Source organism: Variovorax sp. GW821-FHT09D07 (genome assembly GCF_059416345.1).
Genome location: NZ_JBWKOY010000001.1, coordinates 1,127,473 through 1,147,403, shown reverse-complemented (window position 1 = coordinate 1,147,403; position 19,931 = coordinate 1,127,473). Strand labels below are relative to the sequence as shown.

General features: G+C 63.9%; 22 protein-coding genes and 2 pseudogenes. 18 read left to right on the top strand and 6 right to left on the bottom strand.

Annotation, left to right across the window (positions count from 1 at the left end; genetic code table 11):
* Positions 1 to 44: 44 nt before the first annotated feature.
* Entirely contained in the window at positions 45 to 764 is a 720-nt protein-coding gene (locus tag AC07OX_RS05215; protein ID WP_495260141.1) for a hypothetical protein, read from the bottom strand.
* A gap of 604 nt (positions 765 to 1,368) precedes the next feature.
* Here AC07OX_RS05215 and AC07OX_RS05210 point away from each other — a divergent pair.
* On the top strand, positions 1,369 to 1,710 hold the full coding sequence (locus tag AC07OX_RS05210) for a DUF2958 domain-containing protein (protein ID WP_495260140.1): 342 nt from the start codon (positions 1,369 to 1,371) through the stop codon (positions 1,708 to 1,710).
* 31 nt (positions 1,711 to 1,741) lie between these two features.
* Here AC07OX_RS05210 and AC07OX_RS05205 read toward each other — a convergent pair whose 3' ends face one another.
* Positions 1,742 to 2,032: a helix-turn-helix domain-containing protein gene (locus AC07OX_RS05205; protein WP_495260139.1), complete on the bottom strand. Its 291-nt coding sequence runs from the start codon at positions 2,030 to 2,032 to the stop codon at positions 1,742 to 1,744.
* 234 nt (positions 2,033 to 2,266) lie between these two features.
* Between AC07OX_RS05205 and AC07OX_RS05200 the strand changes: the two genes are divergently transcribed.
* The 15 genes and pseudogenes from AC07OX_RS05200 (at position 2,267) to AC07OX_RS05130 (ending at position 14,088) form a co-directional block, all read left to right on the top strand.
* Positions 2,267 to 2,608, top strand: a complete 342-nt coding sequence (locus AC07OX_RS05200; RefSeq protein WP_495260138.1) for a DUF2958 domain-containing protein — start codon at positions 2,267 to 2,269, stop codon at positions 2,606 to 2,608.
* A 125-nt stretch (positions 2,609 to 2,733) separates the two neighbouring features.
* Positions 2,734 to 2,946 (top strand): transcriptional regulator domain-containing protein, encoded by a 213-nt coding sequence (locus AC07OX_RS05195; protein WP_495260137.1) that lies wholly within the window; start codon positions 2,734 to 2,736, stop codon positions 2,944 to 2,946.
* 43 nt (positions 2,947 to 2,989) lie between these two features.
* A complete protein-coding gene (locus AC07OX_RS05190) occupies positions 2,990 to 3,532 on the top strand; it encodes a DUF2285 domain-containing protein (RefSeq protein WP_495260407.1) in 543 nt (180 codons plus the stop codon).
* A gap of 92 nt (positions 3,533 to 3,624) precedes the next feature.
* Complete coding sequence (locus tag AC07OX_RS05185; protein ID WP_495260136.1) at positions 3,625 to 3,921, top strand: helix-turn-helix transcriptional regulator; 297 nt, start codon at positions 3,625 to 3,627, stop codon at positions 3,919 to 3,921.
* Positions 3,922 to 3,950: 29 nt separating this feature from the next.
* Positions 3,951 to 4,775: pseudogene (locus tag AC07OX_RS05180) on the top strand (replication initiator protein A); the annotation flags it as partial.
* Positions 4,776 to 4,975: 200 nt separating this feature from the next.
* Positions 4,976 to 5,734 carry a ParA family partition ATPase gene (gene parA, locus AC07OX_RS05175; protein WP_495260135.1) on the top strand — a complete coding sequence of 253 codons (759 nt, stop codon included), beginning with the start codon at positions 4,976 to 4,978 and terminating at the stop codon, positions 5,732 to 5,734.
* On the top strand, positions 5,731 to 5,994 hold the full coding sequence (locus AC07OX_RS05170) for a chromosome partitioning protein ParB (protein WP_495260134.1): 264 nt from the start codon (positions 5,731 to 5,733) through the stop codon (positions 5,992 to 5,994). Before parA ends, AC07OX_RS05170 begins: the two co-directional genes overlap by 4 nt.
* Positions 5,991 to 6,521: a DUF2840 domain-containing protein gene (locus AC07OX_RS05165; protein WP_495260133.1), complete on the top strand. Its 531-nt coding sequence runs from the start codon at positions 5,991 to 5,993 to the stop codon at positions 6,519 to 6,521. The genes AC07OX_RS05170 and AC07OX_RS05165 overlap by 4 nt, the downstream gene beginning before the upstream one ends.
* A 23-nt stretch (positions 6,522 to 6,544) precedes the next feature.
* The gene (locus AC07OX_RS05160) at positions 6,545 to 7,051 is read left to right on the top strand and encodes a S26 family signal peptidase (protein WP_495260132.1); all 507 of its coding nucleotides are present in this window, start codon (positions 6,545 to 6,547) and stop codon (positions 7,049 to 7,051) included.
* Between the two features lie 387 nt (positions 7,052 to 7,438).
* Positions 7,439 to 9,385: a DUF3363 domain-containing protein gene (locus AC07OX_RS05155; RefSeq protein ID WP_495260131.1), complete on the top strand. Its 1,947-nt coding sequence runs from the start codon at positions 7,439 to 7,441 to the stop codon at positions 9,383 to 9,385.
* Positions 9,386 to 9,979: 594 nt separating this feature from the next.
* Positions 9,980 to 10,930 carry a Bug family tripartite tricarboxylate transporter substrate binding protein gene (locus tag AC07OX_RS05150; protein ID WP_495260130.1) on the top strand — a complete coding sequence of 317 codons (951 nt, stop codon included), beginning with the start codon at positions 9,980 to 9,982 and terminating at the stop codon, positions 10,928 to 10,930.
* Between the two features lie 34 nt (positions 10,931 to 10,964).
* A complete protein-coding gene (locus AC07OX_RS05145) occupies positions 10,965 to 12,266 on the top strand; it encodes a porin (protein ID WP_495260129.1) in 1,302 nt (433 codons plus the stop codon).
* A gap of 23 nt (positions 12,267 to 12,289) precedes the next feature.
* Complete coding sequence (locus AC07OX_RS05140; protein WP_495260128.1) at positions 12,290 to 13,207, top strand: amidohydrolase family protein; 918 nt, start codon at positions 12,290 to 12,292, stop codon at positions 13,205 to 13,207.
* Positions 13,208 to 13,543: 336 nt separating this feature from the next.
* A pseudogene (locus AC07OX_RS05135) lies at positions 13,544 to 13,627 on the top strand (hypothetical protein); the annotation flags it as partial.
* A gap of 245 nt (positions 13,628 to 13,872) precedes the next feature.
* Positions 13,873 to 14,088 (top strand): hypothetical protein, encoded by a 216-nt coding sequence (locus AC07OX_RS05130; protein WP_495260127.1) that lies wholly within the window; start codon positions 13,873 to 13,875, stop codon positions 14,086 to 14,088.
* Positions 14,089 to 14,105: 17 nt separating this feature from the next.
* Here the strand turns inward: AC07OX_RS05130 and ligK are convergent, their stop codons facing one another.
* Genes ligK through AC07OX_RS05115 form a run of 3 tightly spaced genes read right to left on the bottom strand, consistent with a single transcriptional unit; the run spans position 14,106 to position 16,524 of the window.
* The gene (gene ligK / locus AC07OX_RS05125) at positions 14,106 to 14,789 is read right to left on the bottom strand and encodes a 4-carboxy-4-hydroxy-2-oxoadipate aldolase/oxaloacetate decarboxylase (RefSeq protein WP_495260126.1); all 684 of its coding nucleotides are present in this window, start codon (positions 14,787 to 14,789) and stop codon (positions 14,106 to 14,108) included.
* A 2-nt stretch (positions 14,790 to 14,791) separates the two neighbouring features.
* Positions 14,792 to 15,820 (bottom strand): amidohydrolase family protein, encoded by a 1,029-nt coding sequence (locus tag AC07OX_RS05120; RefSeq protein ID WP_495260125.1) that lies wholly within the window; start codon positions 15,818 to 15,820, stop codon positions 14,792 to 14,794.
* A complete protein-coding gene (locus AC07OX_RS05115) occupies positions 15,817 to 16,524 on the bottom strand; it encodes a substrate-binding domain-containing protein (protein WP_495260124.1) in 708 nt (235 codons plus the stop codon). The genes AC07OX_RS05120 and AC07OX_RS05115 overlap by 4 nt, the downstream gene beginning before the upstream one ends.
* Before the next feature lie 104 nt (positions 16,525 to 16,628).
* Between AC07OX_RS05115 and AC07OX_RS05110 the strand changes: the two genes are divergently transcribed.
* Positions 16,629 to 17,537 carry a LysR substrate-binding domain-containing protein gene (locus tag AC07OX_RS05110; RefSeq protein ID WP_495260123.1) on the top strand — a complete coding sequence of 303 codons (909 nt, stop codon included), beginning with the start codon at positions 16,629 to 16,631 and terminating at the stop codon, positions 17,535 to 17,537.
* Between the two features lie 312 nt (positions 17,538 to 17,849).
* Here the strand turns inward: AC07OX_RS05110 and AC07OX_RS05105 are convergent, their stop codons facing one another.
* A complete protein-coding gene (locus tag AC07OX_RS05105; RefSeq protein WP_495260122.1) occupies positions 17,850 to 18,788 on the bottom strand; it encodes a LysR family transcriptional regulator in 939 nt (312 codons plus the stop codon).
* 131 nt (positions 18,789 to 18,919) lie between these two features.
* On the opposite strand from AC07OX_RS05105, the gene AC07OX_RS05100 reads away from it, so the two are divergent.
* Entirely contained in the window at positions 18,920 to 19,912 is a 993-nt protein-coding gene (locus AC07OX_RS05100) for an SMP-30/gluconolactonase/LRE family protein (RefSeq protein ID WP_495260121.1), read from the top strand.
* The last annotated feature ends 19 nt before the right edge of the window (positions 19,913 to 19,931 follow it).

The following is a 19,931-nucleotide window of genomic DNA, read 5'->3' as shown; positions in this document are numbered from 1 at the left end:
CTGCGGCGGGGTGTTCGACTTGTTTTGCCAGCGCTTTCTGCCAGCTATACCTCGGAACACGGCTCCGTGGTGCACTGAAGATTTCGATCTTTCACGCTGAACTCCAGAGATCGAAATTGTGTTGGGCAGCACAGTGCATCGTTCGGCCCGTGCATCATGAGCTCAACTGCGACTTTCCCATCGTGTATGGAGATGCTGCGGAAATGAAGCCGATCGCCCAAGACATAGGCCTTTCCGAATTGCTTTGCTATTCCTCTGTCGTTGAAGACAGTGACGAGGTAGTAGTAGATGCCGCTACCCCCGTCGGTCGTCTGCAGAATGGCAATCGCATCATTGCTCCCGTCACCATCAAGATCTCCGAATGCATGGTCCGTCAAGTGGACAGCAATTGCTTTTTCGTGATGTCCCTGTTCAAGATCAGGGATGAACTCCCGCTTTCCATCCTGCAAGGTGATGGAGTCGGTCTCGACCCTGTACGTGAGATTTTTCAGCGTCTCCATCGAAAATGGAGGATAGCTCGTGGTAGCGACCGCAGCATTGCTCGTCCTTGGAAAAGCGACGTATGCCCAAGCGGCGATGGCAGCGAGTGCGATCGTCCAGGCTGAGAACACGATGAACATGATGATCCGAAAGGCCTGTTGTTTCGTGAAGTCCGGGAAAATCTTCTTCGCGACAACGTCACGCGCGATGTAGAGAAATGCTCCGATAGCAATTCCAGCCGGTGCGGCGACTTGTGCGACAGACTTTAGAGATTCCAGGTTCATGATTGCTTGCGATGGCCGGCGAGGATTGAGTAGAAAAGAGAGGGTCCGCCATCGAGCTTACCGCCCGCTCCGACTTGGACCATCGAATGAGAAAACTACTTTCTCCTTTTGGAGACGGCTGACGCGATAGCCCATCCTCATTGAGCGCCGAAGCCTACATTTGCGCTTTGTCGTAAAGACGATTTCGTGACATCGCGCATCGATGGGCTTGCTGAGATGTGTCAAACAGGGTTTGCGGCTCTACGGGTGTCAGCAGATCCGCTTCCGAGGTTTTCCGCTTCCGTGCGTCTCCGGCGGTGCCGGACCGCGCTGTCGATGCTGCGCATCGAGCCGCCCATGGCATCTCGCCCCGTCCGCGCTTCCATCCCTGACGCCTTCGCACCTGCGGTGCTGCGCGCAGCGCTTGCGATGCGGGTGCATGGGGGGGATGAGGGCTGGCTTGCTGTTCCCTTCATCGTCGCACGCCGGTCTCGCCGTCAAGGTCTGCGCGTGCCTTGCACGCTGGCGGCCTGGCGGCCGTCTCTCGAACCCTGACGGCTGCGCTGCGCCGTGCCGCTTCCGGTCTCGGGCAATTCCGCCCGGCATCCTTCCAAGGAGAAAGACCATGACGAAGCTCATCACCGACGAACAACGCGTGCAGTTGCTGGCCAACGGCCGGATGTCCCAGGCGATCGAGGATTTCGATCCTCCGCCGGTCGTCAAGCTGTTCACGCCCCACGCGGGCGCGACCTGGTTGCTCACCGAACTCGATTCAGAAGAAATCGCATTCGGACTCTGCGATCTCGGGCAAGGCTCTCCCGAGCTCGGCTATGTGAGCCTGTCGGAGCTGGAGGGCTTGCGCGGGAACTGGGGCCTGCCTATCGAGCGCGATCTCCATTTCATGGCCGACAAGTCGCTAAGCGGCTATGCGCGCGAAGCGCGGCTGGCAGGGCGCATCTTGGCGTAGGGGGCACAGGCGCGGCCAAACGGCCGCGCTTTCATTCTGTTTGCGAGCCTTGGATTTCGGCCAACTCACGTCGTACACGTTCGAAGAGCTTGTCTCTGGCCTTGTCGTTGTCACTGTAGGCCAGCGTCAGCAGCGTGAGTGGATGTACGTCCATGGCCTCGCACAGGTCGTGCACCTTGCTAAGGGTGGGACTCTTCAGGCCGCGCTCGAGCGAACTCAGGTACGTGCGGCTCGACACATCAGAAAACGCTTCCTGACTCAAGCCACGAGCTTTCCGGACAGCCTTGAGAGCCGCGGGGAAAGAGTGTGTGGTGGAGGTCATTCAGTCGTTCGTCGGAGAACGGCGATGACAACCTATCGACCTCTATAGGGCTACAATCTATAGTGTTCAAAATGGCCTTCTCTCAAAGGCATTGGCTTTGTGTCGGCGCAGAGGGCGTTGCCGAATGGCTTCCGCAGCGTGGCATCGTGCAAGCTTTGAGTCGCATGAAGTCACCAATTTGACTAACAAATCCTCGTCCATCGTTCTAGCATTCCAAGGTCTCTTCTCGAAGCCATGGTATTTCTCACTGAACAGCAGCGTGACCAGATGCTGATCAACGGCACGGCGCGCGCCCGTGGCCAGACCATCGACCCCTATCCCGTCGTCAAGCTGTACACGCTGGACGCCCCTGCCTGCTGGTTGCTCACCGAGCTCGATGCCGATGGCGATCGCGCCTATGGGCTGACCGATGCCGGCACGGGCTTCCCCGAGCTCGGGCACGTGAGCCTGTCGGCGCTTGAGGGCGTGCGTGGCCCCACGGGCCTGCGCATCGTGGCCGATCCGCACTTCAAGGCGCGGCAGCCGCTGTCCGCCTACGCGGTGGACGCGCAGCGCGATGGGTCGATCAACGACTGACCTTCAGTGGCGGATGAGCTCACGGGATCGTCGCCGCCCGCGCGACAGCGCATCGCCGCGAAAGCCAGCCATGCCCGCGGTGCCTGTGGCAGCGTACTCCCAAGCAAGAAGAAGGGAGTTCTGCCATGACCGACCGCCGGGCCGAAGACCTGCCGAGCGCGCCCTGGGGCGTGTCGGCGGCCTACCTCTACACGCTGGACCTCGACGGCCCCGCGCTCGCGTGGGAGTACCTGCGCCGCCATCCGCAGTACCGCGCGGACTGGACGCGGCGGCGCGGCGCATCGTTCGAGCGGTGGGGATTGCGACAGCGCCGAGGACCCGCGTCTCGATGCGCGTGAAGCGCAGCCACTCTGGATCGCCACCTCTGACGAGTTGCTGCACGTGCGCGCTTCGCACGCGCACAACGCACCTGCCCGGCAAACCTTCGACCTCTGGCGCGTGCCTGGCCGCAAGCGCCTGGCGCTCGGCGGCGCTGGCTTGACGCTGCTGGCCGAGGTGTCCGCGCAGCGCCTGCGCGTGTCACTGGCCGACGACCTCGTCGACGGTGCGGCCTACGCCTGCACCGTTCCGCTCAGTCCCGGCCTGCGCGGCCAGCTCGATGCATTCGACGCGCAGGCTCAGGTTCTTCAGGGCCATGTGCCCGCCGAGGTGTCCACGCGGGCTGTCACCCGGGCCGCGCTGCTGCATCTTCGCGCCCTGCAGGCGCTCGATGGCGCGCAGGCCGGCGCCGTTCACCGCGACATTGCCCAGGCCCTGTTCGGCCTCGAGGCTGTGGCGCTGCGCTGGCAGGCCGATGGCGAACTTCGCGCCCAGGTCCGGCACCTGCTGCGGCGTGCCAAGGGGTACATGGGCGGTGGCTATCTGGCCCTCGCGGGCATACCGCGCACTGCAGCCGAGCCCCCTGGAGACGAACCGATGCGCTGAATCTCTCCCTGCGCGAAAAGGCCCTTACTCCCGAGACTGCCTCCATCGGGCTGCGAATGGTTCGCGGCCCCGCGACAACGATGGAGGCCCTCATGGCAAGTGCCGGTTCCCTGTACCCCAACCGCGCGGCGGCGGCTGCGCCGCGGCCCGTTGCGGTGCCCGCTGCGCCCGCCAACCCCGAGTTCCTGACCACCGACGAGGCCGGTGCCTTCCTGCGCCTGTCGCCGCGCACGCTGGAGAAGCAGCGCGTGCTGGGGGGCGGCCCGCGGTTTCGGAAGTTCGGCGCGCGCGTGGTCTACGCGGTCGAGGATTTGCGCACCTGGGCGAACAGTCGGGCCTATGAAATGACATCCGATCCCGGCTGCGCGCAGCGCGACGCCGTCCGCTGATCGGCAAGCAGGGCAGGGGAGCGCCACTCATGTCGAAGCGCCCGAGCGAACGCGAACAGCTGTCGCTGTTCCGCGCGCTGCCGGGCGGCGACATGGCGCTGCGCGATGCGCAGGATCTGATGGCCTATCCGTTCTTCTCGCTGGCCAAGTCGCCGCGCACCGTGCCGATCCGCTTCGAGGCCGGCGGCGTGTCGCTCACAGTCGAGGGCGTGCCTGAGCATGGCATCGCAACGATTTGGGATGCCGACGTGCTGATCTGGGCCGCGAGCCAGATCGTCCAGGCCAAGAAGGAGGGCATCGCGCCTTCGCGCCTGATGGTGGCCACGCCGTACGAGATCCTGCGTTTCGCGCAGCGCGGCACCGGCCGCAGCGACTACCTGGCGCTGCGCGCCGCGCTGGACCGCCTGCAGTCCACCACGGTGGCCACCACGCTGCGCCAGCGCGAGCGCCCGAACGGCGCCATGCGCGTGCACCGCTTCTCCTGGATCAACGAGTGGAAGGAGTACATCCGGCCCGATGGCCGCTCCGACGGCATCGAACTGATCCTGGCCGACTGGTTCTTCTCCGGCGTGATGGATGAGGCGCTGGTCCTCACGCTCGACCCCACGTACTTCCGGCTTTCCGGGGGCATCGAGCGCTGGCTGTATCGGCTGGTGCGCAAGCACGGCGGCAGGCAGCCGACAGGCTGGCGCTTTGAAATGCGCCACCTGCACCTGAAGTCCGGGAGCCTGCAGCGCCATTCCGACTTCGCTCTGCAGGTGCGCCAACTGGCGCGGCGCCAGGCGCTACCGGGCTACCGGCTGTCCATCGAGCGCAGCGGCGGCATTGTGTGGCTGGCCTTCCGGCCCGACCCGGTCAACCGTTCCCAGAGCGACTTATCCACAGCTTCTGTTGAAGAACCTGTGGATGGCGTGGGGACGGACTCGGTGGATCGCCCGCACGACCCTCGGTGGATCACCCGCAGAAGTATCGGTGGATCGCCCGCACCGATCAGCCGGGAGGCCACGCCCAGCAACGGTTTCGGGCCTCCCTAAACATCTAAAGGGATACATAAATGGAAGTCACGCGCGCGCGAGACGAAGCTGCCCAAAAAATGGGCGTCGCTTCTGACGAAGCAGTCCAAGCAGGCCAGACAGCCGAAAACCGCTTGCCAGGCGGTGAGCCCCGGCCCGGCAAGGTGATCGCGCTGCTGAACCAGAAGGGCGGCGCAGGCAAGACGACGCTGGCCACACACCTAGCCGGCGAGCTGGCCCTGCAAGGAAGCCGCGTCACGCTGCTCGATGCCGACCCGCAGGGCTCGGCCCTCGACTGGGCGCAACGGCGGCTTCAGAGCCGTCAGACGCGCCTGTACGGCGTCTTCGGGCTGGCGCGGGACTCGCTGCACCAGGAGGCGCCGCAGATCGCCTTGCAGGCCGATTACGTCGTGATCGACGGGCCACCCCGTGTCGCGGCCCTCGCGCGTTCCGCGCTGCTGGCCGCCGACCTGGTGCTGATCCCCGTGCAGCCCAGCGCCTACGACGTGTGGGCCAGCCATGAGATGGTGCAACTCATCGCCGAGGCGCGGGTGTTTCGGCCCCAGCTTCGCGCGGCTTTCGTGATCAACCGGCGCGTGGTTGGCACCGTGATCGGCCGCGAGGCGCGTGCGGCACTGGCCGATCAGCCGTTCACTGCGCTGCATGCCGAAGTCTCGCAGCGCATCGTGTTCGCCGACAGCGTCGCCGCGGGGCGGCTCGCCTGCGAGGCGGCGCCGAAGTGTGCAGCCGCGCGTGAGATCGCTGCCCTGGCGCAGGCCGTGCGGGAGATGCTGCGATGACGGTGCGGGCGCCATCCGCTGCGCCGAAGCGCATGCTGATCGGCCGCAAGCCGGATGCCGATCCGGCATCGGCCTGGGTAAGGCGCGCCGACGAACCGCCGGCTGTGGCCAAAGCGTCGATTTACACCGCGCGTCTGACCATTGATGTGACGCCCGCGCTGCGTGGACGCATCAAGATCGTGGCGTTCCGGCGCAGCACCACGGCAGCGGACATGCTGCGCGAGCTGCTGGAGCGCGAGTACCCGGAGGGCACGCCATGACGGCGCTGGCTTCGCATTCGACGCCGGCCGCCATGCCGACCTGGCCCCAGGCCGCGCTGCCGCAGCGGCCCACGCACATGCGAGTTTCGCTCGCGTTCGTCGAACATCGCGTGAATGTCTGGCTGCGCTTCGGCCGGCCCGTGCGAGAGACCCTCCTCGACCGTTGGCGGCGCGTCGCGACCTTCGAGCCGGACGCGGTCTGCTGCCGGGTCAAGTGGATCGGCAACGACCATGGCACGGCGCTCTGGCAACTGATGCTGTTGCAGGCGCCCATGCCGTTCGATGGCGCGCAGCGCGTTGCTGGCGTGCATCCGGGCGCGCGCATTCTGCTGCGCGCCGATGGCGAGACGCAGGTCAAGGCCGTGCTCGCGGTGGTCGACGCCATCGAGGCGTTGGGCATCGACCCGTGCGCGGTGGCCGTCGCGTACTGGCGCATGGTCGGCAACCGGCTGGCTGCACGCCAGCCGCTGCCGGCCTACACCAGCGAACGACATGCAGCGCATCTGGCGCGCGGGGCGCTGCGATGACGCCGCGCCTGATATTTGTCTGTATGGGCATCGGCTTGGCGGCGCTGTGCGCGCCCGCCGTCATTCCGATGGCCGCGCGCGATCACGTGTTGGTGGTCTACAACCCGAGCGACAGCGTGCCGCGCGGTTGGTACCGCATCGGCCGCACGGAGAGCGCAGCCTCGCTGCATGTCGGCAGCATCGTGCTGGCACGGCTTCCCGCTGGCGTGGCCGCCTTCGCGGCCCAGCGCGGCTACCTGCCCAGCGGTGTGCTGATTCTCAAGCGCGTTGGCGCCCTCGCGCCGCAATCAGTGTGTGTTCGGGAGCAGCTTGTGCACATCGATGGCACCGTTGTGGCGAGCGTGCGAATACATGACGGTGCGCATCGCCCGCTGCAAGCCTGGTCGCAATGCCGTCCCCTCGCAGTGGGGGAGCTGTTCCTGCTCAGCGCCACGAACCCGGCGTCGTTCGACAGCCGATATTTCGGGCCCGTTTCCGCATCCGCCGTGCTCGGCGTCGCGCGGCCCATGTGGACATGGAGTGCGTCATGAATTTCGCGGCATCCCTTGGCCGGACGTGCCGCCGACCTGCAGCCGGACGTGCGTCCGTGCTGCACCCCTTCGTTCAGGGAGCCCGATGCCAGTGTGCAGCGCGAGCTGCACCGCCGCTGCCCCACGGGCAGCGTTGCGCACTCCGTGCGCGGCTGGCGGCAGGGCGGAGCCGGGAGCGGATGCGGGAGGCGAAATCGCCGGGGTGCAGGGAGGGCCAGATAAAGGGGGCAGCACGCCGCCACCCGCAAAGCCCGTCTGCACGTGGGGTGGGCGCGGCACGGCACCTGCTGGTGTCCGTGCTGCGCCAGTGCGCAATGCCGCACCACTGGGGCATCGCGTGCGTGCCGCTTCCGATCCTTTGCGCCCCAAGGCGCTGGAGTGCCCGCCATGGTCACGCGTAAGGAGTTGGATGGCGACCGCTTTCGCGTCCGGCCTGCGGCCCCGAAGTCCCGCGCAGGACCGCGCCCGGAGCGCTTCGTGTCCCAGGTTCTCAAGGAAGTTTCGAAAGCAGGCGCCAAGACGTCGGGCAAGTGGGCAGGGCGGCCCGCATCGACTTTCGGCCGGGGCCGCGTCGCGGCCGGCATGGCCGGCGGTCGCCTGGACGCGCGTGCCCGGCGCGTCGTCACCAAGGCCCGCTTCGTGGTGCTCAGGAAAGCCGGCGCGAACTCGGTGTCGACCCACCTCCGCTACATCGAGCGCGACGGGGTGACGCGCGAGGGGCAGCGCGGCCAGGCCTATGGGCCCGACACCGATACCGCCGACCTCCAGGCCTTCGAAGAGCGGGGCAGGGGAGATCGCCACCAGTTCCGCTTTATCGTCTCGGCCGAGGATGCGGTCGACCTGGAAGACCTGAGCGGCTTCGCCCGGCAATTGATGCAGCGCATGGCGGTCGATCTGGAAACCCCGCTGGACTGGGTGGCCGTCGATCACTGGGACACCGACAACCCGCACACCCACATCGTCCTGAACGGCCGGACCGCCGGCAAGGAAGACCTGGTGATCGCACCGGATTACATGGCGCATGGGATGCGCATGCGAGCGAGCGAGATCGCCACCGAATGGCTGGGCCCGCGCACCGAGACCGAGATCCGGCAAGGCTTGCAGCGCGAGGTCGCGCTGCAGCGGCTCACCGGCCTGGACCGGGCCTTGTTGCGCCAGGCCGTGGCGAATACTGTTGACCTGACCGGCCGGCCCGAGGATCGGCAGCGCCAGAACCTGCTGCGGGCGCGGTTGCAGCGGCTCGAGGCCATGGCGCTGGCCGAGCGGGTTGACGCCAACCGCTGGCGGCTGGCGCCGGGCATGGCGCGCACATTGACCGCCATGGGCGAGCGCGAGGAGGCGCTGGACATCATGCGCCGGGCGCTCAAGGGCCCGCAGCGTGAATGTGTGCTGGATGGCGTGTCGACCACATCCGTCATCGGCCGCATCGCGGGCAAGGGCCTGGCCGACGAACTGCACGACCGGGGCTACCTGGTGGTCGACGGCATCGATGGCCGGGCGCACTACCTGAAGCTACCGGCTGGCGCCGATCTGTCGGCGCTGCCGGTGGACGGCATCGTGGAGGCGAAAGCGCCGGCACGGGAGCGGGCCGTGGACCGCACCATCGCGGCAGTCGCCAAGGGCGGCATCTACAAGACCGCCGATCATCTGGCCCGACTGGCGCAGGCGGCAGACCGCGATCCGCAGGCTACGGTCGATGTCCACGTGCGCCGGCTCGAGGCGCTGCGCCGCAGCGGTGTCGCGGCGCGCGTGGCTGATGGCGTCTGGCAGGTGCCGCCGGACCTGGTGCAGAGGGCCCAGCAGCATGATGCGCAGAGAGGCACGGGGCCGACCATTGAATTGCGCTCACACCTTCCCATCAACCAACAGGTGCGCGCCATCGGTGCGACTTGGCTGGACAGGCAATTGATTGGGGAGGGCCGTGGGCTGGCAGCGCAGGGCTTTGGTGTGCAGGTACGCGATGCGATGCACGGCCGCGCAGACTTCCTGATGGAGCAGGGTTTGGCTGAGCGCCGGGGCACGCAGGTACTGTTCGCGCGCAACCTGCTATCCACCTTGCGTGACCGCGAACTGGCGACTGTGGGGAAGTCTCTGCAAGACCAGACCGGAAAGACTTATCGGCCGATGCAGGAGGGCGGGCGCGTGAGTGGCGTCTACCGCCAAAGCACCCAACTCACCAGCGGTCGGTTCGCCATGATCGACGACGGCATGGGTTTCAGCTTGGTGCCGTGGCGGCCCGCGGTCGAGCAACGCTTGGGTAAGCAGGTGAGTGCAGTCGTGCGCGGAACGTCGGTGACCTGGCAGATCGGCCGGCAGTCCGGAATATCCTTCTAGCTCAGCAGGCCGGCGCACTATGCATCTACCGGGTCCATCTGCTGGGACTAGTGCACCGCGCCAACGGCCGAGGACGAGCAAGGACGCCCCTGAGATGCTCGTTCTCCGTGACAGCCTGAAGGCTTACGCTGTCCGCGCTGAAGTAGAACTGAGTCACCGTGCCGACTGAACCGTGAGTCAGGGGGGCAGCCGACGCTGTGATGGTCGGCTATGGATATTGAGCAGCACCTGGATCAGCCGGTGTCGGCTATCGTGCGCGGCGGCGGGTCGGTGACTTGGCAATTGAGGCGGCAGCGGGATATGTCCATTGGAGCCGCATGCACGAAATTTGAGGCGCGAACTCTCGCCGGTATTGATCGTTCATGCGCCGACATCCTTGAACAGCAGTCAAGGTTCAGGAGCAGGCGGACGGTAGTGCTCGAGCGCTTAATCCCTGCATCTCGCCTTGTACGCCTCCTTCAGCGTGAGTTATCGAACTTCGGCATATCAAGAAGTGCCGCAGCGACATTGCCGAAGGAACCACTGTAGCCGACAGTGCGGACATTCGAATTTCACATCCAGGAGACAAACATGACATCAAGGATCCGTCGGCTCATGCTGCTGGCAGCCTTTGGCTCGATCCTCCCGACCATAAGCGCGTTTGCGCAGAACTGGCCCACGCAGCCGATACGCATCGTGGTGCCCTTCGGAGCGGGCGGCGTTGCCGACCTCACGGCGCGTGTGGTGGCCCAGCGCATGAGCCAGTCGCTCGGCCAGGCCGTGATCATCGACAACCGCCCCGGCGCCGGGGGCGTGGTGGCATCGGACGTCGTGGCCAAGGCAACACCGGACGGCTACACCCTGCTGCTGATGTCCAACGCCAGTGCGGTCAGCGCGAACCTTTTCAAGACGCTGCCTTTCAATGTCTTGAAGGACTTTGCTCCGATCTCGACACTGGGAACATTCGAACTGGGCCTGCTCACACGCAGCGATGCACGATTTCGCAATGCGGCCGAACTGCTGGCTTTCGCCCGCACGAATCCGGGCAAGCTCAACATCGGAAGTATCAACGTGGGCAGCACCCAGCACCTGGCAGCGGAGCTGCTCAAGATCCGCGCCAATGTCGACCTGCAGGTGGTGCCCTTCAACGGTTCGCCAGCGGTACTCACCGCCCTCCGCGGCGGTCAGATCGATGCTGCGGTAGAGATCCTGGCGCCTGTGATGGCGCAGGTCACGTCCGGCTCGCTGCGCGTGCTCGCGGTCACTGGCGAGCGACGTTCGCAGGCGCTGCCGGACGTGCCGACGATGATCGAAAGCGGAATCAGCGGCTATGCCGTGACTTCGTGGAACGCACTTGCCGCTCCAGCGCGCACGCCCGCGCCGGTTGTCGCGCGGCTAAGCCGCGAGGTCAATGCAGCGCTCGCCGATGCAGAAGTTGTCAAGAAGCTGCGAGCGTTGTACGTGACGCCCGGCGCGAGTTCGTCCGAGCAGGCGCGCGAACTGCTGGCAAATGAAACCACGCGCTGGGGTGAGGTCATCACACGTGCCGGCATCGCCAAGCAATAAATCGCATACCTGACTCAGTCACCTCGAAAATCTCATGAAAAAGTCCACGCTTCTGACGGGCATGCTGTCTTTCGCCACCGCAGCAACCGCTCAGTCATCCGTCACGCTTTTTGGTGTCCTGGACGCAGGCGTCAGCCACTACAGCTCCAGGAGCGATTTTTACAACAACACCAATCGTCCGGTTCTGCCTTCCGCCCTCGGGCCGGCAATAACGCGAAGCCAGACGGCTTTGTCCAACAGCGGGATTTCGAACAGCCGGCTGGGATTCCGGGGCACCGAGGACCTGGGTGGTGGTTTGTCATCCGGCTTCTGGCTCGAAGGCGCCGTGGTGAACGATTCGGGTCTTGGCGGCGGCCCTGGTGGCGCATTCGCCTTCAACCGGCGATCGACCGTGAGTTTCTCGGGACCCTTCGGTGAGATACGTCTGGGCCGTGACTACACACCGACCTTCTGGAACGATACGATTTTCAGTCCCTTCACCACGGTTGGCGTCGGTGCCAACGTCGTGTCGACCGTGGGTGCCAACCTTCAGACGGTCAAGGGACCCGGATCGACGCTGGCCGCGTCGGACAACTACCTGCGCACCAACAACAGCATCGGGTACTTCCTGCCTCCGACGCTCGGCGGCGTTTATGGCCAGTTCCAATATGCCCTGCACGAAAACACCCGCCAGAGCAACTTGCCCGACAGCCCGAGCACGAAAGGGCGGTCCGTCGCAGGCCGGATTGGCTACGCTTCGGGTCCGTTGGACGTGGCGCTGGCGTATGCGGAAAGTACCGCTGCCGACGGCGCGGTCTTGAATGCCGCGGGCCTTTCCACGGGGGTCCATCTCAACGAGAAGATCAAGACGATGAGTCTTGGTGCGTCGTACAACTTCGATGTTCTCAAGATCTTCGGCGAGCTTTCGCAGGTGAAGGACCGGAGCAGATCGACATCGACCGCTCCCGTCTTCGGGCTGCCCACCGCTCGCGAAAACGACAAGTACACCGGTGGGCTCTTCGGGGTGACGGTGCCTGTTGGCGCAGGTCTTATCAAGGCGTCGTACTCGCGCGTCAAGTTCGACAACGATCCGGGTTCGCTGGCCACGTCGTTCACACCCCGTCGAGACGCTTCGGTCAACAAACTCGCCATCGGGTACGAGTACAACCTCTCCAAGCGAACAGCCCTCTACGCAACAGCGGCACGTATCCGCGTGAAGAATGGTCAGAACAATCCGGCCATCATGGGGGCTATCACGGGAGGCTCCGTGGCCTACCTCTCCACAGGGGCAGGGATTTCGGGCTACGCACCGAGCAGGTCAACCGGGTATGACTTCGGGATCAGACATGCTTTCTAAAGAAATCGCTGGAGAGGTACACCATGACTGCGTTCGCTAAGTCTCCCGGCTGGCTGGATTGGTACTCCGGTCCGACAAAGCCCAAGTTCAAGCTACCGCCCGGCAGCGTTGACGCCCACTGCCACGTGTTTGGCCCGGGGGCGCAGTTCCCCTATGCGCCGGAGCGCAAGTACACGCCCTGCGATGCGTCGAAGGAACAGCTGTTCACCCTGCGCGATCACTTGGGGTTCGAGCGCAATGTGATCGTGCAGGCTACATGCCACGGCGCGGACAATCGCGCGCTGGTGGATGCACTCCATGCCTCCGGCGGGCGCGCCAGGGGCGTGGCCACTGTCAAGCGCGACGTGAGCGACGAGGAACTCCAGGCGCTGCACACCGCCGGCGTTCGCGCCGTGCGATTCAACTTCGTCAAGCGATTGGTGGACTTCACGCCGAAGGACGAATTGATGGAGATTGCGGCTCGAATTCACCAGCTGGGCTGGCACGTGGTGATCTATTTCGAGGCGGTGGACCTGCCTGAGTTGTGGGACTTCTTCACCAGCCTGCCGACCACGGTGGTGGTCGACCACTTGGGACGTCCCGACGTGAGCAAACCGGTCGACGGTCCCGAATTCAAGCTATTTATCAGGTTCATGAGCGAGCATGCCAACGTGTGGGCTAAGGTGAGTTGCCCAGAACGTCTGTCCGTCACTGGACCGGCAGCCCGCGACGGCGAACATGCCGCTTATCGCGATGTGGTGCCGTTCGCGCGCCGCATCGTCGAGTTGTTCCCCGATCGCGTCCTGTGGGGCACCGACTGGCCGCATCCGAACCTGAAAGACCATATGCCTGACGACGGTCTGCTGGTGGATTTCATTCCGCACATCGCGCCGACGGCCGAACTGCAGAGGAAGCTGCTGGTCGACAACCCCACGCGCCTCTATTGGCCCCAAGTGAACTAGCCTTGGCCGAGGCTTTCAGGTTCTCGACCGCAAGGAAGATCGCTATCTGTGCAACGAACGGCTGCCTGTTGCTTGGGCAGGTTCGCGATCCGGCACTTGCAGTTCGCGCAGCTTCTTGATGGCTTCAGCATCTGCGTAGCTGCGTCACGTGGGTGGATACTGGCTGCATCATCGGCTTGGGCGGTGCGCGACGCTGCGGGTCTACAGCCCACAACCGTAGGCTCTCAGGCTTTGAGTAGCGTGGAGTTGAGCATTCACGCTGCATCCCGATTTTGGATAGCGACCATGGAAATTGGGTAACTGCGCTACTTCGTCAAGGTATGCGAGCTCGGCAGCATGGGCCGGGCAGCGCTCGAACTGGAGTTGGCGACTGCGGCCCTAAGCCGGCAGATCAGTCGGCTTGGGGGCGAGCTTTCCACGTAGCAGTGCGACGCTGGGGTGCGACCCTGCTGCTGAGCGAGCGGATCTACGTGATCGGTGCCGCCGGTCCGCCGGGCCTGCCGGCTGGGCCACGAGTACGCCTAGCGAGGCTCGGGACGCTGCCACTGATCCTGCTGAGCGGCACGCTTCACAAGAAATGACGGCCCGTGACCAGGCGCAGCGTTTCGCTTGAACGCCGCAGTGCCTACGGTCCTCACGCCACGAGGATACCTCCCCTGATCGACATGCTGCACAAGACCCTTGCTGACGGCGCCCTGAAGCTCCGGCTGATCGCCTTCGGCCGTTGGTCACCCAGGTCTTCGCTGTGGGACCGCTCAGATGTCATAGTGACGCCGCACAGCGCCGATTTCTCTGGCGGCAACGAAGCGATGGTGGCCGAGATGTTCCTGAGCAAACTTGTGGCGCCGCCGATTGCTCTACCTGCAACGCCCGACCCCTAGACCCCTAGCAGCGGCACTCAGTCGATGTACTTGAGGCCGGCCTTCTCTAGCGGCTCTCGCATGTTGTACATGTCCAGGCCCAGCACACCCGCGGCCAGCCTGGCGCGTTTCTCGCCCTCCAGCGCTTCGCGAGCTGCAGCCGCTTCGGCGGTCTTTGCGGCTCGTTCCGCGGGAACCACGGTCACGCCATCGTCATCCGCAACGATCACGTCACCGGGATTGACGAGTGCGCCTGCGCAAACGACCGGAATGTTGACCGAGCCGAGCGTGGCCTTGATGGTCCCCTTGGCGCTGATCGCCTTGCTCCAAACCGGGAAGCCCATTTCCTTCAGCGTCTTGATGTCGCGACAACCCGCGTCGATGACCAGCGCGACCGCGCCGCGCGCCATGAACGAGGTCGCGAGCAGATCACCGAAATAGCCGTCGGAGCAGTCAGCGGTGACCGCGGCCACGACGATGTCTCCAGGCTGGATCTGTTCGGCAACCACATGCATCATCCAGTTGTCTCCGGGATGCAGCAGCACTGTTACGGCCGAGCCGGCGACCTGCGCGCCAGGATATATGGGCCGCAAATAGGGCTTCATGAGTCCGACCCTGCCCATGGCTTCGTGCGAAGTGGCCGACCCGACGCGCCCCAGCGTATCGATGGCACCACGGTCGGCGCGAACGATATGGCGTTTGACGATTCCCAGTGTGGTCATGTTCAGAGTCCTTTCGCCTTCAACAGGGCATCGAGCCGCGGGAACAGTCGCCGCGCGTTGCCCTCGTAGATCAGATGCCTGTCTTCGTCGCTCAGGATCTTCGAGGCCTCGATATAGCGTCTGGTGTCGTCGTAGTAGTGGCCCGTCTCCGGATCGATACCGCGGACGGCGCCGATCATTTCGGAGGCGAACAGTACGTTCTTCACCGGGATGACGGTGTTGAGCAGGTCGATGCCGGGCTGGTGATACACGCAGGTGTCGAAGTAGATGTTGTTCAGCAGGTGTTCGGACAGGAGTGGCTTCTTCAACTCCTGGGCGAGGCCGCGGAAGCGCCCCCAGTGATACGGAACAGCGCCGCCGCCATGCGGAATCAGAAAGCGAAGTGTCGGGAAATCCTTGAACAGGTCGGAGGTCAGGCACTGCATGAAAGCAGTCGTATCCGCGTTCAGGTAGTGTGCGCCGGTGGTGTGAAAGCACGGGTTGCAGCTGGTGCTGACATGAATCATCGCCGGCATGTCGTACTCGACCATCTTCTCGTAGATGGGGTACCAATACTTGTCCGAGAGTGGCGGCGAGGTCCAGTGACCACCGGAAGGATCAGGATTCAAGTTGATGCCAACGTTGCCATACTCCTTGACGCACCTATCGAGCTCCGGAATGCACGTTTTGGGATCCACGCCAGGCGACTGCGGCAGCATGGCGACCGGGACGAAGCTGTCTGGGAACAGCGTGCTGACGCGAAAGCAGAGTTCGTTGCAGATGGCCGCCCAGGTCGACGACACATTGAAGTCGCCGATGTGATGGGCCATGAAGCTCGCGCGCGGCGAGAACAAGGTGATGTCGCTGCCCCGCTCTTTCATAAGGCGCAGCTGATTGTTCTCGATGGACTCGCGCAGTTCGTCGTCGCTGATTTTCAGGTCCGACGCCATCGGCATCAATGACGGATCCTTGATACCCGCAATCTGCTTGTTGCGCCATGCCTCTAGCGACTTGGGAGCGGTGGTGTAGTGGCCGTGGCAATCGATGATCATGATGTTCCTCTTGTGATATTGGTCGGCTCCAAGCCGTGACGGCGCTTCACTTCAGCGGCGGCACTTGAACCCATGAAGTCGAGCAAGCGGTGTACTTCCTCGCCGTGCGACGACGCGGAGCAAAGGCCCCCGGAAAAAGTGGTCGTGACCTGGATGGCGCGGGGCAATCGGCCGACAACGTCGATGCCATCGACATGCATCAGTTCGCTCAACTGTTGGAAGCCGAGTGCCACTTCGCCACGTGCGACCAGTTCGCCCACCGGAACGCCCGGCGGCGCCTGCACGATGCGTGGCGCAATCTCTGAGGCGATCCCCCAGCGCTCGAAAAGTCTTGTCAGCGCCACGCCGCTCGGCCCAGTGGAATAGCCGATCGTTCTGGCCTCTAGTACCGCGCGGCGCACGGCATCCTCGGAAGCAATATCCGGCCTCGGCGAGCCAGCTCGCACGGCGATGGCGACGTCCGAATGGACAAGATCAACCTTGCTGCCTCTGACCACTTGCCCCGACGCGACGAGTTTGTCGATCGCATTGGAGGCCAGGAAGACGACGTCGAATGGCTCGCCAGCCTCGACCCGGCGGGCTGCGTCGAGACCGCCCACTGATTCGATTTCCACAGCGCAGCCTGAACGATGCCCATACGCCTCGGCCAGGTCGCCAAGTACCAGGCGAGTGGCCATGGACGAAATTCCCTTGATCAATCTCATGCGCAATTCTGCTTCGCGCCGCATCGCGCAGGAAGCCGCCGCGCGTACTTTCAGTTAGAGCAATCTGCTATACCTCAGCGCCTGTTGTCGCTACACTGCGATTCATGGACCTTCGCCAACTGGACTACTTTGTTCGTGTGGCTGAGCTGGGCAGCTTTACTCGCGCGTCCCTCGCACTGGACATTGCCCAGCCCGCACTCAGCCGTCAGGTCCGGTTGCTCGAGGTGGAACTGCGCCAGACCCTGCTGACCCGCAACGGAAGGGGTGCCGTGCCTACCGAGGCCGGCCGGCTACTGCTCGAGCACGGGCGAGGCATTCTTCATCAGGTCGAGCGTGCACGCGAGGAACTGGGGCGCGTGCGCGGCGCCCTCGCCGGGCAGGTTGTAATCGGCCTGCCGCCCAGCGTAGCGAAGGTACTGACTGTTCCGCTCATACGCGAAGTTCGAAAGCGCATGCCTGAGGCATCGCTGTCTGTCAGGGAGAGCCTGTCGGTGGCGCTGTATGAGTCGCTCGTGACGGGGCAGCTTGATATCGCACTGCTGTACAACGCGGGCGCGACGCCGGAAGTGGAGCTCACTCCTTTGCTCGAAGAGCAGCTCTTCGTCGTACAGCGCAGGAGCGGAAAGGCGGTGCCCTTGGCGAAAGCGAGGGCGATTCCGCTGCGCGAAGTGGCCGGTCTGCCGCTCGTGATCCCAAGCCGGCCCAATGCAATCCGGATGCTCGTGGAAAACGAGATGGCCTCCCTGGGCTGCCGACCGCAGGTGGCTTTGGAGATTGATGGGGTTGCAGCGATTCTCGATTTGGTCGAAGACGGTGCGGGCAGTGCGATCTTGCCGCTCAACGCCGTCGCCACCGCCGCGCGCCCGCAGGCTTTCGTGACAAGGCCAATCAGTGTTCCCCGTCTGCATAGCAAGTTGGTGATGGCGACGAGCTCGCGGCGCACAGCGACGCTCACGCAAAAGGCGATGTCGCCATTAATCCAGCAAATAGCATTGCAGCTCCTGATCACTTAGCTCGGAAAATCCATGTAGAGGCGCTCCTCTAGATAGGGAAACTGGGTGGCTCATAGATCCTGATCTGCGACGAGCGAGTGAAATACGCATGCCCGCGCTGCTGCTGCGGCATGCACTTTGTGGTGTCAAAGCGGCCACAGGTGATCTTGCTGAGCAAAGCGGCGCTGGCCTAGTTGAGCACCTTGAAGTACCAGAACGGCCATCAATGGTGCCGCGGCCAAAGATGATCAGATGATCGGCCATTTGCCGATGTGCACAAGCACACGGTAAGAGATACAGCCCGATGTCGATATTGCTCGACCAAAGACGTTCTCAGCGAGAAGGCTTGGAGCTGATCGTCCGACACTTGTCCGTCGGGCCTTCGGCAGAAGAAAGAAGTCGATTGACAAAGAATCGCGCTGCGCTTGTCAACGTCTCCCTATCCCGCAAGATGACGCAGACCATCGGGCTCGCCCATGGATCAGTCAATGGAACGAACTTCAGGTCATAGAGCTCCTTGTAAAGAGGCTCCAAGAAGGAGGGCACAACACCGACTCCCATGCCCGCGCTGATCATGCGGCACACACTCTCGAACCCTCTCACCCGAATCCGCGTGCGCTTCACATGTGAAGCTTGGCGTGCGGCGTAATCGAGCATTTGGGACACCGCGCTGCTGGCGCTCTGTTCGACCTGATCGTATTGGAGCGTCTCCTGAAAGGCGACCTGCTCTAGCGAGGAGAGGGGGTGGTTGCCGGGCGCTGCCACTCCCAGTTGGTACCTCCGGTACGGCAGGAACTGGAGCGCATCATTCCGGAAGAAATCGGGACCTACGCCGACGTCCGCCTTACCCTCCGCCACCTCCTGGAGGATTCGTGGGGTCTCCTGTTCCTCCAAATCGATCTTGATCTGTGGATTGTCTCGTAGGAAGGCCTCAATTTCAGCGGTCAAACCGGCAGAGAGGGCCGAGGCACTTGCACGAACGCGTATATGGCCGCGCACGCCTTCTCGGTACTCTCCCATCTCTTCGTGCAGGCGGTCTAGAGCCTGCAGCACCATGCGAGCGTGATAGACCAAGGCTTCGCCGGCGGGAGTCGCACGAACGCCGTGGGAGCCGCGCTCCACGAGCAGCACACCCAAGCTTGCCTCAAGCTCAGCGAGCCGTTTGCTAACCGCCGAGGGAACGATGCTTTCCCTGGAGGCAGCCTTGGCGATGCTGCCTTCCTCAATGACCGAAACGAAGATCCGCGCAGACGTGGAGTCGATATGGCGCATGGGCATCACCTTTGGTGAGGGGGTAGGCCTGGAAAGGTCACTTGGAGGAAGGAGGAGGAGGCTTCGATGATACGGCCCGAGCTTCCATCCCCCTGCGGGGGGCGAAGAACAGAATCTAGGAGACAAGAGACATGCCCAAGTCATTCCAGTTGGCGCTGGACCAAGTCAGTTTCATCGGACGCGACCTGCTGCGCCCCGAATGCGTGCTCACCACGAGCGACGGCCGCCGCTATTGTTCCGACTGGCGCGGCGGCGTTGTGCGCATCGATCCGAATGGCGAGCAGACATCCATTGCATGCGTGGCACGTCGAGAGGACACGGACTTTATGCCCAACGGCATCGCCTTGCTTCGGGATCGCAGCCTGCTGGTTGCCAACTTGGGGATCGAAGGCGGTGTTTGGCGACTCCACGAAGACGGCACACGTTCGCCGTGGTTGCTTGAAATTGCGGGTGAACGCCTCCCGGCGGTCAACTTCGTCTGGCTCGACGACGCAGAAAGAGTGTGGATCACTGTCATGTACCGGTCGCATCCAGGCGCCGGCCGCAACCGATTTCGTGCCGACATCGGCGACGGCTTCATCGCGGTCGCCGATTCCGTTGACCGTCCGGAAAGCATGCGAATCGTAGCCAGTGGCCTTCACACACCAAATGAATGCCGCATCTCGCTTGATGGTCAGTGGATGGTGATCAATGAGACCTTCTCGCACCGCGTCGTCAGGTACGCACTCGCCGCGGACGGCAGCCTCTCCGGCAGAGAGGTGTTCGTGCAGTTCGACGAGGATACGTTGCCAGACGGGATCACGCTGGACGCGGACGGCGGTCTCTGGGTCACAGGCATTGCCGCCAACAAGATCATCCGCATTCTGCCCGATGGCGCTTGGCACAAAGTGGCGGAAGACAGTGACCCCGAACACATGGAGCGGATCCGCTCAGCTGTCCGCGACGGATCGTTGGATCGGTCCCTGCTTTACACGAATCCCGCGCGTGTCCTGCCAAACGTCACCAGCATCGCCTTCGGCGGACCGGATCTGCGCACCGCCTTTATCGGTTCCGTCAGCGGCAGCCAACTTGCCGCATTCCGCTCTCCAGTAGCCGGCGCGCCGCCGGTGCACTGGAAGTGGTGAGCGTCCGCCCAGCATTACA

What these genes read in the sequence shown, in the direction of transcription:
- AC07OX_RS05195 (WP_495260137.1), top strand. Translation starts at nt 2,734, where the DNA reads ATGACCGACCGCCGGGCCGAAGACCTGCCGAGCGCGCCCTGGGGCGTG.
- parA (WP_495260135.1), top strand. Translation starts at nt 4,976, where the DNA reads ATGGAAGTCACGCGCGCGCGAGACGAAGCTGCCCAAAAAATGGGCGTC.
- AC07OX_RS05110 (WP_495260123.1), top strand. Translation starts at nt 16,629, where the DNA reads ATGGACCTTCGCCAACTGGACTACTTTGTTCGTGTGGCTGAGCTGGGC.
- AC07OX_RS05105 (WP_495260122.1), bottom strand. Translation starts at nt 18,788, where the DNA reads ATGCGCCATATCGACTCCACGTCTGCGCGGATCTTCGTTTCGGTCATT.
- AC07OX_RS05130 (WP_495260127.1), top strand. Translation starts at nt 13,873, where the DNA reads ATGCTGCACAAGACCCTTGCTGACGGCGCCCTGAAGCTCCGGCTGATC.
- AC07OX_RS05150 (WP_495260130.1), top strand. Translation starts at nt 9,980, where the DNA reads ATGCTGCTGGCAGCCTTTGGCTCGATCCTCCCGACCATAAGCGCGTTT.
- AC07OX_RS05155 (WP_495260131.1), top strand. Translation starts at nt 7,439, where the DNA reads ATGGTCACGCGTAAGGAGTTGGATGGCGACCGCTTTCGCGTCCGGCCT.
- AC07OX_RS05165 (WP_495260133.1), top strand. Translation starts at nt 5,991, where the DNA reads ATGACGGCGCTGGCTTCGCATTCGACGCCGGCCGCCATGCCGACCTGG.
- AC07OX_RS05160 (WP_495260132.1), top strand. Translation starts at nt 6,545, where the DNA reads ATGGGCATCGGCTTGGCGGCGCTGTGCGCGCCCGCCGTCATTCCGATG.
- AC07OX_RS05200 (WP_495260138.1), top strand. Translation starts at nt 2,267, where the DNA reads ATGGTATTTCTCACTGAACAGCAGCGTGACCAGATGCTGATCAACGGC.
- AC07OX_RS05140 (WP_495260128.1), top strand. Translation starts at nt 12,290, where the DNA reads ATGACTGCGTTCGCTAAGTCTCCCGGCTGGCTGGATTGGTACTCCGGT.
- AC07OX_RS05100 (WP_495260121.1), top strand. Translation starts at nt 18,920, where the DNA reads ATGCCCAAGTCATTCCAGTTGGCGCTGGACCAAGTCAGTTTCATCGGA.
- AC07OX_RS05215 (WP_495260141.1), bottom strand. Translation starts at nt 764, where the DNA reads ATGAACCTGGAATCTCTAAAGTCTGTCGCACAAGTCGCCGCACCGGCT.
- AC07OX_RS05210 (WP_495260140.1), top strand. Translation starts at nt 1,369, where the DNA reads ATGACGAAGCTCATCACCGACGAACAACGCGTGCAGTTGCTGGCCAAC.
- AC07OX_RS05205 (WP_495260139.1), bottom strand. Translation starts at nt 2,032, where the DNA reads ATGACCTCCACCACACACTCTTTCCCCGCGGCTCTCAAGGCTGTCCGG.
- AC07OX_RS05185 (WP_495260136.1), top strand. Translation starts at nt 3,625, where the DNA reads ATGGCAAGTGCCGGTTCCCTGTACCCCAACCGCGCGGCGGCGGCTGCG.
- AC07OX_RS05170 (WP_495260134.1), top strand. Translation starts at nt 5,731, where the DNA reads ATGACGGTGCGGGCGCCATCCGCTGCGCCGAAGCGCATGCTGATCGGC.
- AC07OX_RS05145 (WP_495260129.1), top strand. Translation starts at nt 10,965, where the DNA reads ATGAAAAAGTCCACGCTTCTGACGGGCATGCTGTCTTTCGCCACCGCA.
- AC07OX_RS05120 (WP_495260125.1), bottom strand. Translation starts at nt 15,820, where the DNA reads ATGATCATCGATTGCCACGGCCACTACACCACCGCTCCCAAGTCGCTA.
- AC07OX_RS05115 (WP_495260124.1), bottom strand. Translation starts at nt 16,524, where the DNA reads ATGAGATTGATCAAGGGAATTTCGTCCATGGCCACTCGCCTGGTACTT.
- ligK (WP_495260126.1), bottom strand. Translation starts at nt 14,789, where the DNA reads ATGACCACACTGGGAATCGTCAAACGCCATATCGTTCGCGCCGACCGT.